Source organism: Acinetobacter corruptisaponis (genome assembly GCF_030053775.1).
Lineage (GTDB): Bacteria > Pseudomonadota > Gammaproteobacteria > Pseudomonadales > Moraxellaceae > Acinetobacter > Acinetobacter corruptisaponis.
On the sequence record NZ_CP125669.1, the window covers coordinates 1,792,910 to 1,809,123 of the forward strand.

A 16,214-nucleotide genomic window follows, 5' to 3' on the forward strand; every position below is an offset into this window, starting at 1 on the left:
AATGTCTGCGCTATGACTATCTTTAAAATGTCCTCAGACATTAGGGTCTGTTGACATTTCAACCATGCCTTGCGTTGTAGGCTAAAACGACATAAACAAGGCATGAAACGCAGGCAATGGCGCCCCCCTTGTCAAGTCTCATAACGCAGTTTAGGGAAGTTTTAGCCATAACCCTGCGGGACAGGGACATTTTTTGCCGCTACTGCATTATGCCTTACTCATTTAGGATAGCTAAATTTCGTAAGTCATGCCTTGTACCGTCTAAAAAATGTCCTCTGTCGCAAGCATCTGTGAAATGTCAACAGACCCTAAAGTATCTCCAGTCAACAAAAGCCTAGGCCTTTATTTCCTGAAACACCCAAGGACGCGCCTGTTTGGCTTTTTCTTCATAGGCACGGATGTCATCCGCAACTTGCAAGGTTAAGCCAATATCATCCAATCCATTGATTAAACAATGTTTACGGAATGGGTCAATCTCAAATTTAAATGCCTCACCTGTTGGAGTGCGCACTTCCTGCGCCTCTAAATCGATGGTCAGTTGATAACCCTCTGTCTCGGCACATTCCTTGAACAACTGGTCAACGATCTCTTCAGACAGGATCACAGGCAACATGCCATTCTTGAAGCAGTTGTTAAAGAAAATATCGGCAAAGCTTGGCGCGATCACGGTACGGAAACCATATTCATTCAATGCCCAAGGCGCATGCTCACGGCTTGAACCACAACCAAAATTGGTACGTGCCAAAAGAATGCTTGAACCCTGATAGCGAGGCTTATTTAATACAAAATCGGGATTAATTGGACGGTTGCTAATGTCCTGCCCTAAATAGCCTTCATCCAGATAACGCAATTCATCAAATAAGTTATCACCAAAACCAGTCCGCTTAATTGACTTTAAAAACTGCTTTGGAATGATTAAGTCGGTATCGACATTGGCACGGTCTAAAGGTGCAACAATACCTTGTTCTACAGTGTATTTTTTCATGATCCTGCTCCCTTAGAATGAACGAACATCAACAAAGTGACCTGCGATTGCCGCCGCTGCCGCCATTGCTGGACTGACCAAATGGGTACGTCCACCATTGCCCTGACGACCTTCAAAGTTACGGTTTGAAGTCGATGCACAATGCTCACCTGGTTGCAACTTATCTGCATTCATTGCCAAACACATAGAGCAACCTGGTTCACGCCATTCGAAACCTGCCTCCAAGAAAACCTGATCCAAACCTTCCTGTTCAGCCTGCTGTTTCACCAAACCAGAACCAGGAACAATCATCGCCTGTTTAATGCTTGAAGCGACTTTACGGCCTTTGACCACTTCCGCTGCCGCACGAATATCCTCAATACGTGAGTTGGTGCATGAACCAATGAATACACGGTCTAACTGAATATCTTCCAATGCCTGACCAGCAATTAAGCCCATATATTGATAAGCACGGGTCCAGTCATTGCGCTGCACATCGTCTTTTGCCTGTTCTAAAGTTGGCACTGCTTGTGAAACAGGAATTACCATTTCTGGTGAGGTTCCCCAAGATACTTGTGGCTCAATTTCTGCGCCATTTAACACGACTACAGCATCAAATACTGCATCTTCATCAGAATGTAAGGTATTCCAATAAGCAACCGCCTGATCCCATTGCTCACCTTTCGGTGCATAGTTACGGTCTTTCACGTACGCAATAGTTTTATCATCAACAGCTACCATGCCGACACGGGCACCCGCCTCAATGGCCATGTTACATACCGTCATACGCCCTTCGATTGACATATCACGGAACACCTGACCACCAAACTCGATTGCGTAGCCTGTACCACCAGCAGTACCAATTTTACCAATGATGGCTAACACCACATCTTTTGAAGTTACGCCTTTACCTAATACGCCATCGACACGCACCAGCATATTCTTCGATTTTTTCTGTACCAAACATTGCGTTGCCAAGACATGCTCAACTTCGGATGTTCCAATACCGTGTGCCAAACAGCCAAAAGCACCATGTGTTGCAGTATGTGAATCACCACATACCACCGTCATGCCAGGCAATGTTAAACCCTGCTCTGGGCCCACCACGTGCGCGATGCCCTGACGGATGTCATTGATGCCAAACTCAGTGATATTAAAGGTTTTACAGTTGTCATCCAAAGTCTGAACCTGAATGCGGGAGGTATCATCCTCAATCCCAGCAATACCCTGTTCACGTTCCTTTTTCGAGGTTGGCACGTTATGGTCAGGGGTTGCAACGTTGGCACTTAAACGCCACGGCTGACGGTCAGCAAGTTGCAAGCCTTCAAATGCCTGTGGGCTGGTCACTTCATGTAATAAGTGACGATCAATGTAAATTAAGCTTGAACCATCATCACGTTGCTTAACCAAATGGTCATCCCACAATTTGTCATATAATGTTTTGCCTGCCATGTCATCGCTCTCCATCGTGCTTGTCATAGGACTGAATTAAATCTTGAGTTGATTATAGCAACCGTTTTACATAAATCTAATTTATCATTTTTATAAATTAAAAAACTTTTAGGAATAGATAAAACTATTTTAAAAATCTAGCTATTAACTGCTTAAAAAGCCATTAAACAAGTTAACCAAATAGAAGAGGTTAACTTTAATCAGAATGAATTATTCAACATATACATCAGAGAGTTTAAACTCTGGATAAACCTCTAACAATTTAAAGCAGTCATGGATGCCATGACAGTATTTACCCTTTAAATAAACCTCAGCATAGGAATGCTCAAATCTGAATTTTCCATGTCTAAAATAGAAAATTCTTTTCAAAGCGATCGTATTTTGAGAGAAACCTATATCACGTAATAGTTCCTTATCAGCACGAACCAACCCCCAAAACAAAGGGATACATAACAATTGAATAATGAAATATAGGATCAAAAATAGCTTAGCTAAAAGCATGGCAAAAGTAATGGCAACTGGAGAACCTCCAAAAAGCAAACTAAGAGAGATGACTATGCTTAACCATATTAATATTGGCAAAATAACAGCTATGTCTAATAAAGCGTATTTGAATCCATACCCCATCCAAGCTGGAATATGAAGAATTGCTGTCTTTAAGTTTAATAATGCATCGATATGATGTCTTAAAGAAACATCATCATAAGCATAAGTCACAACACGAACACAACTTCCCTCTTCAAAAAATAACTCCTGAAAATTTCCCTGAAGAAGATATCCATTTATCTTGCAAGTAAACTTCTTACTCCGTACATAACGTGCACGATAACTCGTCATATCCAGTCTTAAGTGACTTGGCTGGATTGATAAATCTTCAACAATCCCCTCTAAGGTTATAATATTTTCCATATAACTATTTTATTTACAAAAAATAAGCATCTTTATCCCCTACTTTTCATTTTATGTCAGCGATTGCTTTATTCAATGTGGTTTATCACAAATTTCTTTTTTACATTTCACTCGATAATGATTATTATTTACAAATGTAAAAACTTCCAAGGAAATCCCCATGACTCGAATTAAAAAATTTGTACACAACAATCGCCAAACTTTTAAAAAAACTTTAAGTTATTATGTTGTGCATATCAGTGTTGCCATGATGGTTGCCTATGTGATTACAGGAAACTTTTGGATCGCCGCAACCTTAAGTCTACTTGAGCCTACTGTTCAGGCATTTGCTTTTTTCTTTCATGAAAAAGTCTGGAATCACTTTGAAGTTAAATAACACACATTAAACGATTTTAAAATTTCCTTGGATCATCCGATATGAATCTTGCTGCTTTTGAAGCATTTGTCAAAGTAATGGAAACAGGTTCAATCTCGATTGCAGCAGAACAACTTTTTATTACCCAGCCTGCCGTCACTAAACGTATTCATGGTCTGGAAGAATATTTTGGTGTCAAACTATTTGAATCTGCGGGACGGGGGATTCAGCCGACCCATGCGGCGCATTCCCTTTTACCCAAAGTGAGAACCTGGCTGAATGAGCTTGGGGAAATTCACCATACGCTGAGCCATGAACAATCACAGGTACAGGGCCGTTTAAAGATTGGTACCAGTCACCACATTGGCCTACACCACCTTGCTGAACCCCTAAAGCGTTTTGTGCAGCAATTTCCACAAGTGACTTTAGATGTGCATTTTGTTGATTCTGAACAGGCGCATGAGCAGGTTCTGGCAGGTGAACTGGAGCTGGCATTTTTAACCCTGCCTCCTGTTGGCGATGATCGTCTCAACTATGTCACCATCTGGAATGATCCTCTGGTTTTTGTAACCTCCCCTTTTCATCCCTTAGCCCAGCAAACAGAACTGAGTCTGGAAAACCTGATTGCCTATCCAAGCCTGCTTCCCGCCTCACATACCTATACCAGCCAGATCACACTGGCGGAATTTGAAAAGAAAGGGCTAAAACCGAAAATCACCATGAGCAACAATCCCTTGGAATCCATACGAATGTTGGTCTCAATTGGTTTGGGTTGGTCAGTATTACCAAAAACCTTGCTCAATCAGGATTTAAAACAACTGGATTTAAAACTGAATATGAACCGTCAACTGGGCATGGTCTGGCATCCTGCACGTATCCAGTCCAAGGCTGCCCAGGAACTGATCAACATGATGCTGTTTGTTTAAACTTCAATCCCCGCCACAGCTACTGCAACTACTGCCACAACTACTAGAGGAGGATGCGGACTGATCCTGTAAATATTTGGCGTAGCCCTTGGTCATTTGCTCCAATTCAAAATACTGCCCATTATTCCAGTTTAACGCCTGATCAATGGCAAATAGTCTCGGCATCTGTGTGGTATTTCTTGGGTGGTCACCATGCAACATACAGCTATAACGCCAAGCCTCAAAGAGTTGCCTGTCTTGTTCTTCCGCTTTTATATTTTGATCATAAGGCTGATGGTTTAGCGTTCTCCCAAGCGTCTGCTGGCAGAGCTGCTGATATTGCTGTGGAAATTCCAGCATGACATGCCATAGGGCATCAACCGCATGTGAGGGCATCGCATAGGCTTGTTGTTGCATGGCATGAAGTGCCAAATAATCCTTAAAACCCAGTTCGATCAAGCGCCGTTGCTTTAGACCCAGTTCAGGATATTGATTTCGGAATTGATTCCAGAAAATTGCATCAATTTTTAGCTCATCTATTTTCTGCAATTTTTTACGGCGGGTTCGGGCAATCAGGGCATTATTACCCACAATAATGGTCCAGATAAAAGGGATAAGCACCCATCCAGTAAAGAACTGTTGTTGCCATGCATACATCAACAGCAACATAATGAGGGGTAACAAGATCCAGCGTATTTTTATATGAGGTTGATGACGTTTTAACTGGATGAGTGCATCAACTGTGGTGGAAGTATTTTCTTCCCGATTTATTTTTATTTTCATGCTTAAATCTTAAGAAGAAAAGATGACAATTCTATGACAGCAAATCAGAATTAAGAGGCCTTTCTCCATAAGGAGAGAGGCCGTCCTGATACGTTATTTAGTGGCATCTTCATGCAGGGATTCATTCAATTGATCCACGATAATGGCCCATTCCCCATCTGACTTGATTTTCTCTGCCAAAAATTGACGCTGTGCCTCTGACCAATACACTGCATCTACAATATTGATATTGGCCTCAAGTTGGTGACTGTCAATAAACTGTGCAATTGCCGCTTCGCCTGAATCTAGGCCAAGCTGTTCAAATAAGTTGGTCATTCTTGGTCTAACGTTATTCATGACTTATTTTCCTTTTATTTCATCTTGTTAAGAATTCAACATAGCATGTTTACTGGAAAATTAAAGTCAACAATGTCCTAAATTGACCAGTCCTGAATTTCCCAGCCCTGTTCCTGTGCCAGCTTCTCCAAACGGTCATCTGGATTGACTGCAATGGCATGGGTGGCATATTCAAGTAGGAAACGGTCATTAATCGAGTCTGAATAGGCCCACGATTCCTCAACTATCCGACCATCTAACCATTGGTCCAGACGTGCCAGCTTGCCTTTCTGGTAGCATGGCAAGCCTGTTACTTTACCCGTATATTTACCCTCAAGCACCTCAGCATTGGTTGCAATAATTTCAGTAATGCCAAATTCACGGAAAATTGGTGCGGTAATAAAATCACTGGTTGCGGTAATCCCGACAATGGCATGTCCCAAATCCTGATGTTTCCTGATGGCCTCAAAACCTTTAGGGCGCATTTGTGGACGAATCACCTTTTGCATAAACAACTGATGCAGCTCAGTTAAATAGGCATTGTCATGTTGAGTCAGAAATTCAAATACAAATTCATTATAGGCAATCGGATCGAGTTGTCCCGCCTTATAGTCTTCATAAAACTTGTCATTCATTTGACGATGATGAACTGGATCAACCAAGGCCTCATTGACCAGAAACTCCCCCCATGAATGGTCAGAGTCGGTATTTAACAGGGTATGATCTAAATCAAACAAAGCCAATTTCATATAAATACTCATTTAAATGCAAATTAAAGAAAAAAAACGTAAATCTATTTCCGTAAGTCACTAAAAATTCGTTAAGATCATAGCAATTTAAACATTTTACTTTGACCTTTTTCGAGTTGGACGTGAAGAGTGACTGTCCCCGAGATCAAAGTCAACGATATAGACAAAATTTAGGTAGCCAAATGATCGACTCAGAAGGTTTCCGACCCAACGTCGGGATCATTTTGGCAAACGATGATGGACAAGTCTTATGGGCAAAGCGCATTGGTCACAATGCCTGGCAATTTCCACAAGGAGGTATCCAGTTTGGAGAAACCCCTGAACAGGCACTTTATCGTGAACTGAGAGAAGAAGTCGGCTTATTGCCCGAACACGTCCAGATTATAGCGCAAACTAAAGGTTGGCTGCGTTATCGTTTGCCACATCGGTACATTCGGTCAGATTCAGACCCCGTATGTATTGGACAAAAGCAAAAATGGTTTTTACTGAGGTTGACGGCATCGCCGCACCATATTCAGCTAAACCTGTCAGACCCACCCGAATTTGATCAATGGCAATGGGTGAGTTACTGGTATCCATTGGGTCAGGTGGTCAACTTCAAGCGTGATGTTTACCGCAAGGCCATGATGGAGTTGTGTTTACAGTTACCTCAGCGTTAATTGTCGCAAAATCATCATATTAAGCAATGATTTTTAACGATATAGCTGTTATAAATAGGCATATAACAATTTAATAAACTGGAGCAGGCACCTCATGTCAAACATGCAACTCGACACGCTCAGACGCATTGTGCAGGAAATCAATGCGTCCGTCAGTTTGCATGATTCCCTCGACATTATGGTCAACCATGTGGCCGAGGCCATGCATGTCGATGTCTGCTCGATTTATTTGCTGGATGAACGCAACAAGCGTTATGTGCTGATGGCCTCCAAGGGCCTAAAGCCTGAGGCGGTTGGACACGTTTCCTTAAGCGTGGGTGAAGGTCTGGTAGGCCTGGTTGGAAAACGTGAGGAAATTGTCAACCTCGACAATGCTCCAAAACACGAACGTTTTGCCTATTTACCCGAAACAGGGGAAGAGTTGTTTAACTCATTCCTCGGTGTACCTGTCATGTACCGTCGTAAGGTCATGGGCGTTCTGGTGGTTCAGAACAAGGAGTCCCAGGACTTTAGCGAGGCGGCTGAATCATTCCTTGTCACACTGTGCGCACAGCTTTCTGGCGTCATCGCCCATGCCCATGCAGTCGGAAATATTGATGTTTTCCGCAAACCGAATAGTGGTTCCACCTACAAGACCTTTCAGGGAGTTTCTGGCGCAGGCGGTATTGCATTGGGTCGGGCGATTGTGCTCTATCCGCCCGCCGACCTAACCGCAATTCCAGACCGTGAAGCTGAGGACATCAGTGACGAGCTGGCATTGCTTGATCAGGCCATTGCCTCTGTTCGTAAGGAAATCCAGTCTCTGGATGAAAAAATGCAGGATTCCCTCATGTCAGAGGAACGCGCCTTATTCAGCGTGTTCCTGCGCATGCTGGATGAAAATGCATTACCTAGTGAAATCAAGGACCATATCCGAACAGGTAGCTGGGCTCAGGGTGCTGTGCGCAAAGTCATTGACAAGCATGTGGCGCTGTTTGCGCAAATGGAGGACGACTACTTGCGGGAACGGGTTTCTGACCTCAAGGATTTGGGACGGCGCATTTTAGCCTGCCTACAGGAAGCGGATTCAAGCCATCGTGAACTCAGCCCTGACAGTATCTTGATTGGTGAAGAGATCAGCACTGCGGCACTGGTTGAACTGCCTGTCGATAATATTGCGGCAATTGTGACCTCTGAAGGTGCCGCCAATTCACATATGGTGATTGTGGCACGTGCCTTGGGGATTCCAACCGTTGTTGGTGTCACCGAATTGCCAATCAACACATTGGATGACATTGAGATGATTGTCGATGCCTATCAGGGGCGTGTCTTTGTCAATCCGCCACGCCGCTTACGTCAGCGTTATAAGGAAGTCCAGAAAGAAGAAGAACAGATCGCCAAAGATTTGAAGCAATACGAAACACGGGATGCCATTACTCCTGACGGGGTGGAAATTCCATTGTTCGTCAATACAGGTTTAATGATTGATGTGGTGCGTGGCGTTCAACGGGGTGCCAAGGGCGTGGGGCTGTACCGCAGTGAAATTCCATTCATGCTGCGTGAGCGCTTCCCAGGTGAGGAAGAGCAGCGTGCGATTTACCGTCAACAGCTCAGCCATTTTGCCAACAAGCCTGTGATTATGCGGACGCTAGATATTGGTGCGGACAAAGACCTACCCTACTTTAGCATTGAAGAGGAAAACTCGGCACTGGGCTGGCGTGGCCTGCGCTTTACCCTTGACCATCCAGAGATCTTTTCCGCACAGATTCGCGCCATGCTCAAGGCCAGCATCGGCTTGAATAACCTACATATCCTGCTGCCGATGGTCACCAGTGTCAGCGAGGTGGAGGAAGTCCTCTATTTATTGGAACGTGACTGGATTGCGGTTCAGGAAGAGGAACAGGTGAAGATCACCAAACCTAAAATCGGCATCATGGTTGAGGTTCCAAGTGTCCTGTTCCAGATTGATGAATTTGCAGAGTTGGTGGACTTTTTCTCTGTGGGTTCCAACGACCTGACCCAATACCTGCTTGCGGTTGACCGTAACAACCCGCATGTTGCCAATGTCTATTCACATTTTCATCCGTCTGTGCTGCGGGCTTTGCAAAACCTTGTTCAAGCCTGCCATCAGCACCAGAAGCCGATCAGTGTGTGTGGAGAAATGGCGGGTGACCCTCTGACCGCCATCCTGCTCATGGCAATGGGGTTCAATACACTTTCCATGAGTTCAAGCAACATCCTGCGGGTGAGAAAGGCAATTTGCCATGTCCCAATGGCAGATGCAAAACAGCTACTGGACAATGTCCTGCAAATGAATAACCCACTGGTCATTAAAAGCTGGCTTGAACACTACTTTAAAACCCACGGCTTGGCCGATATGGTAAAATCCAATCGTTTGGTCAGTGCCTAGAAAATAGCTAGGGCATCCTTTCAAGGATGCCTTTACATAACTGCAACAGGTGAAAAATGTCCTATTTTTTACATATGAACATACAAGCTGATTTGAGGTTGATTATACAACTGCCCTTAACGAACCATTCAATTCCTTTTAATTGGTTATTTTAATGGGACTTTTTTCAAATTTTAACAATTTATAGCTCAACAATTCTCATTGCCACATTTAATATTTATACAGCTTTTATCAAATAAAACATTTACGGCATCAGCTTTAATCCATTGGAAAAAAAGCTTTCATCAACCTAAAGTAAAAACACAAAGGATGTTCAATCATCATTGCAAATCCCGTACAGGCATCTGAATTTTGATACCCAGTTTGCACATGAGCTGATTCAAGCATCTATCTTTTAGAACGGTCAAATGGTCGAGATGAGTTTACACAGGTCATCTTGATGGAGAACAAACATGAGCCAAGACGATAAAAAATGTCCTTTTAGCCACTTAACCACAGACTTTGGTGCTCCCGTTGTTGACAACCAGAATAGTTTAACCGCAGGTGCACGGGGACCCTTGCTTGCCCAGGATTTATGGCTAAATGAGAAACTTGCCAACTTTGTCCGTGAGGTGATTCCTGAACGCCGTATGCATGCCAAGGGTTCAGGCGCATTTGGTACTTTCACCGTCACCCATGACATTACCCAATATACCCGCGCCAAAATTTTTAGTGAAATCGGCAAGAAAACCGAGATGTTCGCCCGCTTTACCACCGTTGCAGGTGAACGCGGTGCGGCCGATGCGGAACGGGATATTCGCGGTTTTGCCCTAAAATTTTATACTGAGGAAGGCAACTGGGATATGGTGGGCAACAACACGCCTGTATTCTTCCTGCGTGATCCGCGTAAATTCCCTGACCTGAACAAAGCGGTCAAACGTGACCCGAAAACCAATTTGCGCAGTGCAACCAACAACTGGGATTTCTGGACCCTACTTCCAGAAGCGCTGCATCAGGTCACCATCGTAATGTCAGACCGTGGTATTCCTGCCAGCTACCGTCATATGCATGGTTTCAGTAGCCACACCTATAGTTTCATCAATGCAGCCAAAGAACGTTTCTGGGTGAAATTCCACTTTAGAACCCAGCAGGGCATTAAAAACCTGACTGATGCTGAAGCAGAAAGCATTGCAGGGAAAGACCGTGAAAGCCATCAACGTGACCTATTTGATGCGATTGAAAATGGTGACTATCCAAAATGGACGCTTTTTGTTCAGGTTATGCCAGAACAGGATGCGGAGAAAGTGCCTTACCATCCATTCGACCTGACCAAGGTTTGGCCGCATGGTGACTATCCATTGATTGAAGTCGGTGAATTTGAACTGAACCGCAACCCTGAAAACTTCTTCCTGGATGTGGAACAGTCAGCCTTTGCCCCAAGCAACCTAGTGCCTGGCATCAGCGCCTCACCAGACCGCATGCTACAGGCACGCCTGTTTAACTATGCCGATGCACAACGCTACCGTCTGGGTGTGAACTACCAACAAATTCCAGTCAATGCGGCACGCTGCCCTGTACACAGCAATCACCGTGATGGTCAGGGCCGTATTGATGCCAACTATGGCGGTTTACCACACTATGAGCCAAACAGCTTTAACCAGTGGCAGGAACAACCCCAATACAGGGAACCTCCATTAAAAATCAATGGTGATGCGGATTTCTGGGATTATCGTGAAGATGACCATGACTATTTCAGCCAGCCTCGTGCCCTGTTTGAACTAATGACACCTGAACAACAGCAGGTCTTGTTTGGCAATACTGCCCGTGCAATGGGCGATGCGCTGGACTTCATCAAATATCGCCATATCCGTAACTGCCATGCCTGCCACCCTGCCTATGGTGAAGGGGTTGCAAAAGCACTTGGCATGACCGTTGCTGATGCCCAGGCTGCCCGTGAAACTGATCCAGCCCGTCACTTACCAAGCTTTCTTTAATTCCTGAGAATCCTTTAAAAAGCCATCTTCGGATGGCTTTTTACATTGAATTAGGCGACAATTTAGTCAAGCCATGACTAGAAAAACAACCATGCAGCATAAACTAGAGCAACTGATTCAGGCACATCACATTATCCTGTTTGATGCACAATGTGTGCTGTGTTCGGCCTGGGCCAATTTTATGATTAAAAATGACCATCATCTTCAATTCAGGCTTGCATCTGTTCAATCCAGCCTGGGGCAACAACTTCTCAAAGAATATCAGCTTCCCACCGATCATTTTGAAACCATGGTACTGCTTGAAAAGGGCCAGCTTTATACCGAATCAACCGCTTTTTTACGCATTATTCAACGTCTGGACAACCCTTATGCCCTACTGAGATATGCTGGGGTGATTCCCAAAGCAATCCGCGACTTTGCCTATCGCCGCATTGCCTTAAACCGTTACGGTCTTTTTGGTAAAACCGACCACTGCTATATGGTCACGCCCGAGGTTCAGCAACACTTTTTGTTGGATGATGTACTTCAATGAAAAGCCCGATTGAAACGATTCAACACATTTTAAAGTTTTGCCAGTTGATGATCGCACTACTCTGGATTTATCAGGGCCTGATTCCCAAACTGTTTTTTCAGGCCACTGGTGAGCAATACGTTTGGCAACAGTTATATGTACCCACCATTTATATTCCCTGGATGATTTCCCTGTCAGGCATCGCCGAGATTATTTTTGGTGGCCTATTTTTATGGATAACCCATCAGTATCTGCATTGGCTCAGCATCTTCAGTTTGACTGGATTATTGGCTCTTATTTTGTTTATCTATCCAGAGCAAACCTATCAGGCGTTCAATCCTGTAGTGATGAATGTTGGACTTGCGAGCCTTTCCATCATTGCCTTATGCTGTATCAGGACACTACATGAAGCTAGGCCCGAATAAAGTGCCCCTCACGGATACAGTAAAAAGGGTTCACCAGTTTTGAAGAGGATTTCATGGCCTGCATCAGTTCATGTTCTGGTGCATCACGGTCTTCATCGGTAAGTTGGAAAGTGCGATAGTGAATCGCCAGTGAACGGTGCGCATGCAGGTCCAGATGCGCATGAAAGGCATCCTGTGGATTCATATGCACATAACGCATCAACTGACGTGGCTCATAGGCGCCAATCGGCAGCAATGCAATTCTTGCAGCCCCATAGCGTTCATAAATTTTCTTGAAATGACCTGCATACCCCGTATCACCCGCGAAAAAACAGTGGCCCGTTCTCGACAATAGTGAAAATCCGCCCCACAGCGCCCTGTTCTGGTCCCTGACACCACGTCCCGATGCATGCTGCGCTGGGGTATAGGCGATCTTTAATTCATCATGAAAGGGGATTTCCTGCCACCAGTCCATTTCAATGACATGCAGATGCTTCGGCAGATAGTGGCCATTGCCCAAACCTGTATAAATCGGCATTTCAAATTTCTGGTGCAGCCAGTCCAGGGTAGCCAAATCCATGTGGTCATAGTGGTTATGACTTAGCAACACTGCGTGGATGGTTGGAAGATGCTCCAGTGCAATGCCCGCTGGGCAAACCCGTCTGGGTCCCCGTCCCTGCTTTGGGCTGACATATTCACACCAGACTGGATCGGTTAAAAAATTATAGGGACCGATCTGGATCAAAATGGTGGCATGTCCCACAAACCAAATCTGCCAGTCATTCAGGCCGGCATGAGGGCGGTTTTGCGGCAACTCAAGCATCTGGTTACGCAGATTCGACTCATGGCTACGGTCAACATTCCAGGTAAAGGATTTACGTGTTGTCAGCCATTTTAGCAGCCCCTTACGGTCAAACGGTGTCAACGGTTTGTCCAGGTTGTAGAAACGGTCAATCCCACAGTGGTCAGAGGCCTCGTGTGGAAAAGGAGGTTTCCCCCAGGTATGGCTCAAGCAAGATTGTGTCGGCAATTGGTAGGTTAATGTCGGCTTATCTTTCATGTACTTCTTCTGTGGTGGAACCTGATCGCTCGTGGGGCTGGGTTATATTGGCTTAGGATTATGGCTTATTTTTAAGGCTTTATCTTTTCCAGATCAAGATATGGCTTGGGACGATAACCTGGCCTTGACCTGCCTGATCCTTTAAAAACATGGCTTTCCATAATCGGTTCTTGATCCTAACATAAGGTCATTGAGTTATGCTGATTTTCTCTGGCTGAGTCAACACAATTTTACTGAACTCATAACGCCAAATGACAATTCAGCTAAACTTACAGGCATAGCGTTTTAATATATTTTTTATATTTTAGAAAAAAGCATATTGTCTAGAAAAGCAGCTACTATATAATGCGGCCATGAGAATTATTTTTTAATACTTTAATTAAGAATAACAGTAAGACACACACGGACAAGTCTTATGGAATTACGCCATCTACGTTACTTCATCACCGTCGCTGAAGAACTCAGTTTTAGTAAAGCCGCACTAAAGCTGCATACGGCGCAGCCCTCATTAAGCCAGCAGATCAAGGACCTTGAGGATGATATTGGCGTACAGCTCTTTCACCGCACCAAACGCAAGGTTGAACTGACCGAGGAAGGGCTGGTTTTTCTGGAACAGGCTCGCCTCACCCTGACACAGGCGGACAAGGCCATCACCATGGCACGGCAGGTGGCTGCGGCAAAAGTCCAGTACCTCAAAATTGGCTTTGTCCCTTCTGCTGAAATCCGTATTTTTCCCTATATTCTACCGCGCCTGAGGGTCAAGCTTCCCAAGCTGCAAATCCGCACTCTGAACCTGAAAGAGAATGACCAAATCGCTGAACTCAAGAAAGGTGACTTAGACATTATTTTTATTAATCAGGAGTTTCAAAATGATATTTTTGCCAGTCAGTTGATCCTGAAAGAACCCTTGGTGTTTATGCTCCCCAAACAGCATCCCCTGGCGCAATTAACTGAAATTCCAGTAGGGCAATTAAATGGGCTGGCCATAACCGTTCTGTCCCAAAAGCTTTCCCAGCCCCTGTTCGATACCATCACCCAGTACATTGAACAGCGACAGATTCAGTTTCAGACAATTTCCGAGGCCAACAGCATTGCGGAGAGTATTCAGGCAGTGCATTCAGGCCAAAGCTGTGCCATTCTGCCCTCCTATATGCAGGCACTGGCAACCGATCAGATTGTGATGCGCCCACTTAGTCATTCCCTCCCCTGTCTGGATGTGTTTTTCAGCTATAATAGACTTGAGCCCAGTCTGGCCACAGAGCAGTTTCTGGAAGAAATTCGGCAGGTATTTGAACTCGATATTCCTGCATAGTCCCAATGATGAAAAAGATAGCCGATTCAGTCGGCTATCTTTTTACCCTTTAGGCATTACTAAAAAATTCCGCAAACTTTTGGTAACTTGGTCGTTGCTTTATATTGTCAAGATAACGTTCTATGGCTGGATGGGACTGAACTCCTCCCATTTTAAGCTGCCAGAACAGCATCGCGGCAACCGTCACATCGGCAGCGGTAAATTGCTGACCACATAGATATGGATCAGCCTCGCTTAGCCCCTGAACAAAGGCCTGATAGGCATCCTGATAATCACCATATCCCACTGAGGATTTTTGTTCTGGCTTCACCTCCACGCCCAGCATTTGATTGGTGGAAGCCGCTTCCCACGGACCAGAGATAAAGAACAGCCAACGATAGTACAGGCCCCGTTTAGGATCATTCAATGCAGGTGCCAAACCCTTGTCCGCAAATTTATCCGCCAGATAGGCACAAATCGCATCCAGTTCATAGACCACCACCTCATCGTCCACCAATACGGGAACCTTTCCAAAAGGGTTGATCTTTAAGTATTCAGGGGTCTTCATTTCAGTTTGAAAGGCAACCTCAATGCGTTCACATTCAACGCCCAGTTCGATCAGCAACCAGTCCACCACCACACCACGTGAATAATTATTGGTATAAAGTTTAAGTGCCATTTTCATATTTCCTTGCTTGTTGGTTTTATTTAAATCTAATTGTTTTGATTGTCAGTTTTTGTCAGTAGTCGAACGACAAACCTCCTGTGTCCACCATTGCTGAAAAAGTTGTTGCTTAAACTGTGGATACAGTTCCTGACTCAGGCTCAGTTGCTGAATCCGATCTATGCGAAAATGCCGAAACCCATCACGCAGTTCACACCAGGCAGCCAGCACGATACGGTCATTAAAATAGCCCAGTGCAAACGGCCACAATATCCTTGAGCTTATCGTTTGCTGCTCATCGGCATAATCAACCAGGATTTTCACCTGCTGGCGAATGGCCAAGCGGACTTGCTCCACCAGTGCCTCATCCACAGGCAACCAGACATTGATCGCCCTTAAGGTGGTTTGCTGCAACAACTGTTGCCGATGTTCAGGCAGTACCGCATTTAACTTTGCCAATACAGAAGTAGAGGCCGATTTCAAGGCCTGATCAGGAATATAGTTCAACCAGTTCAGGGCAAGGACAATCGCCTCAATTTCGGTCTCATTCATGGTGATGGGAGGCAACAGGAAATCCTCCCTGAGCTGAAATCCCAACCCTGCCGCCGCCTCAATTTCCGCTCCCTGCGCCCTTAAGGTTTCAATATCACGGTAAACACTGCGCTGGCTAATCTGCAAACGCTCGGCCAGAACCTGTGCCGTCACAGGATAACGGTACTCCCTTAGCAGTTGTAACAGGTTGAGCAAACGGATTGAACGACTCATGACTTCCCTTTTATTATTATGCAGGGTAAGGCATCATTCCCCTTATCCCTAGTCAGGTCAATATTG

17 protein-coding genes are annotated in these 16,214 nt (G+C 44.8%); 8 read left to right on the forward strand and 9 right to left on the reverse strand.

Going from position 1 to position 16,214, the window contains the following annotated elements; translation table 11 throughout:
* Positions 1 to 334 precede the first annotated feature (334 nt).
* From leuD to QLH32_RS08575, 3 genes are all read right to left on the reverse strand, one after another.
* Positions 335 to 985 (reverse strand): 3-isopropylmalate dehydratase small subunit, encoded by a 651-nt coding sequence (leuD, locus tag QLH32_RS08565; RefSeq protein ID WP_283269139.1) that lies wholly within the window; start codon positions 983 to 985, stop codon positions 335 to 337.
* 12 nt (positions 986 to 997) lie between these two features.
* A complete protein-coding gene (leuC, locus tag QLH32_RS08570) occupies positions 998 to 2,416 on the reverse strand; it encodes a 3-isopropylmalate dehydratase large subunit (RefSeq protein WP_283269141.1) in 1,419 nt (472 codons plus the stop codon).
* Between the two features lie 210 nt (positions 2,417 to 2,626).
* Positions 2,627 to 3,325, reverse strand: coding sequence for a hypothetical protein (locus QLH32_RS08575; RefSeq protein WP_283269143.1), 699 nt, complete (start codon positions 3,323 to 3,325; stop codon positions 2,627 to 2,629).
* Between the two features lie 160 nt (positions 3,326 to 3,485).
* On the opposite strand from QLH32_RS08575, the gene QLH32_RS08580 reads away from it, so the two are divergent.
* Both QLH32_RS08580 and QLH32_RS08585 read left to right on the forward strand, forming a co-directional pair.
* On the forward strand, positions 3,486 to 3,701 hold the full coding sequence (locus QLH32_RS08580) for a DUF2061 domain-containing protein (protein WP_283269145.1): 216 nt from the start codon (positions 3,486 to 3,488) through the stop codon (positions 3,699 to 3,701).
* A gap of 41 nt (positions 3,702 to 3,742) precedes the next feature.
* Positions 3,743 to 4,606, forward strand: coding sequence for a LysR family transcriptional regulator (locus tag QLH32_RS08585; RefSeq protein ID WP_283269147.1), 864 nt, complete (start codon positions 3,743 to 3,745; stop codon positions 4,604 to 4,606).
* A 3-nt stretch (positions 4,607 to 4,609) separates the two neighbouring features.
* On the opposite strand, the gene QLH32_RS08590 is transcribed toward QLH32_RS08585, so the two are convergent.
* From QLH32_RS08590 to QLH32_RS08600, 3 genes are all read right to left on the reverse strand, one after another.
* On the reverse strand, positions 4,610 to 5,368 hold the full coding sequence (locus QLH32_RS08590) for a glycine-rich domain-containing protein (RefSeq protein ID WP_283269149.1): 759 nt from the start codon (positions 5,366 to 5,368) through the stop codon (positions 4,610 to 4,612).
* A gap of 93 nt (positions 5,369 to 5,461) precedes the next feature.
* Positions 5,462 to 5,704, reverse strand: a complete 243-nt coding sequence (locus tag QLH32_RS08595) for a DUF2789 domain-containing protein (protein ID WP_283269151.1) — start codon at positions 5,702 to 5,704, stop codon at positions 5,462 to 5,464.
* A 77-nt stretch (positions 5,705 to 5,781) separates the two neighbouring features.
* Positions 5,782 to 6,432: an HAD family hydrolase gene (locus QLH32_RS08600; protein WP_283269152.1), complete on the reverse strand. Its 651-nt coding sequence runs from the start codon at positions 6,430 to 6,432 to the stop codon at positions 5,782 to 5,784.
* A 182-nt stretch (positions 6,433 to 6,614) separates the two neighbouring features.
* Between QLH32_RS08600 and QLH32_RS08605 the strand changes: the two genes are divergently transcribed.
* The 5 genes from QLH32_RS08605 (at position 6,615) to QLH32_RS08625 (ending at position 12,389) form a co-directional block, all read left to right on the forward strand.
* Positions 6,615 to 7,091 (forward strand): RNA pyrophosphohydrolase, encoded by a 477-nt coding sequence (locus QLH32_RS08605; protein ID WP_004674529.1) that lies wholly within the window; start codon positions 6,615 to 6,617, stop codon positions 7,089 to 7,091.
* 94 nt (positions 7,092 to 7,185) lie between these two features.
* A complete protein-coding gene (ptsP, locus tag QLH32_RS08610) occupies positions 7,186 to 9,480 on the forward strand; it encodes a phosphoenolpyruvate--protein phosphotransferase (RefSeq protein WP_267981162.1) in 2,295 nt (764 codons plus the stop codon).
* A 452-nt stretch (positions 9,481 to 9,932) separates the two neighbouring features.
* Entirely contained in the window at positions 9,933 to 11,453 is a 1,521-nt protein-coding gene (locus QLH32_RS08615; RefSeq protein WP_283269154.1) for a catalase, read from the forward strand.
* Between the two features lie 91 nt (positions 11,454 to 11,544).
* Complete coding sequence (locus QLH32_RS08620) at positions 11,545 to 11,985, forward strand: thiol-disulfide oxidoreductase DCC family protein (protein WP_283269155.1); 441 nt, start codon at positions 11,545 to 11,547, stop codon at positions 11,983 to 11,985.
* Positions 11,982 to 12,389, forward strand: a complete 408-nt coding sequence (locus QLH32_RS08625; protein WP_283269156.1) for a DoxX-like family protein — start codon at positions 11,982 to 11,984, stop codon at positions 12,387 to 12,389. The genes QLH32_RS08620 and QLH32_RS08625 overlap by 4 nt, the downstream gene beginning before the upstream one ends.
* On the opposite strand, the gene QLH32_RS08630 is transcribed toward QLH32_RS08625, so the two are convergent.
* Entirely contained in the window at positions 12,376 to 13,428 is a 1,053-nt protein-coding gene (locus QLH32_RS08630; RefSeq protein WP_283269157.1) for an MBL fold metallo-hydrolase, read from the reverse strand. The two genes, QLH32_RS08625 and QLH32_RS08630, sit on opposite strands and share 14 nt — an antisense overlap.
* A 415-nt stretch (positions 13,429 to 13,843) precedes the next feature.
* On the opposite strand from QLH32_RS08630, the gene QLH32_RS08635 reads away from it, so the two are divergent.
* Positions 13,844 to 14,740 (forward strand): LysR substrate-binding domain-containing protein, encoded by an 897-nt coding sequence (locus QLH32_RS08635; protein ID WP_283269158.1) that lies wholly within the window; start codon positions 13,844 to 13,846, stop codon positions 14,738 to 14,740.
* Positions 14,741 to 14,789: 49 nt separating this feature from the next.
* On the opposite strand, the gene QLH32_RS08640 is transcribed toward QLH32_RS08635, so the two are convergent.
* Positions 14,790 to 15,398 (reverse strand): glutathione S-transferase family protein, encoded by a 609-nt coding sequence (locus QLH32_RS08640; protein ID WP_267981167.1) that lies wholly within the window; start codon positions 15,396 to 15,398, stop codon positions 14,790 to 14,792.
* Positions 15,399 to 15,449: 51 nt separating this feature from the next.
* Positions 15,450 to 16,148: a helix-turn-helix transcriptional regulator gene (locus tag QLH32_RS08645; protein ID WP_283269160.1), complete on the reverse strand. Its 699-nt coding sequence runs from the start codon at positions 16,146 to 16,148 to the stop codon at positions 15,450 to 15,452.
* Positions 16,149 to 16,214 lie beyond the last annotated feature (66 nt).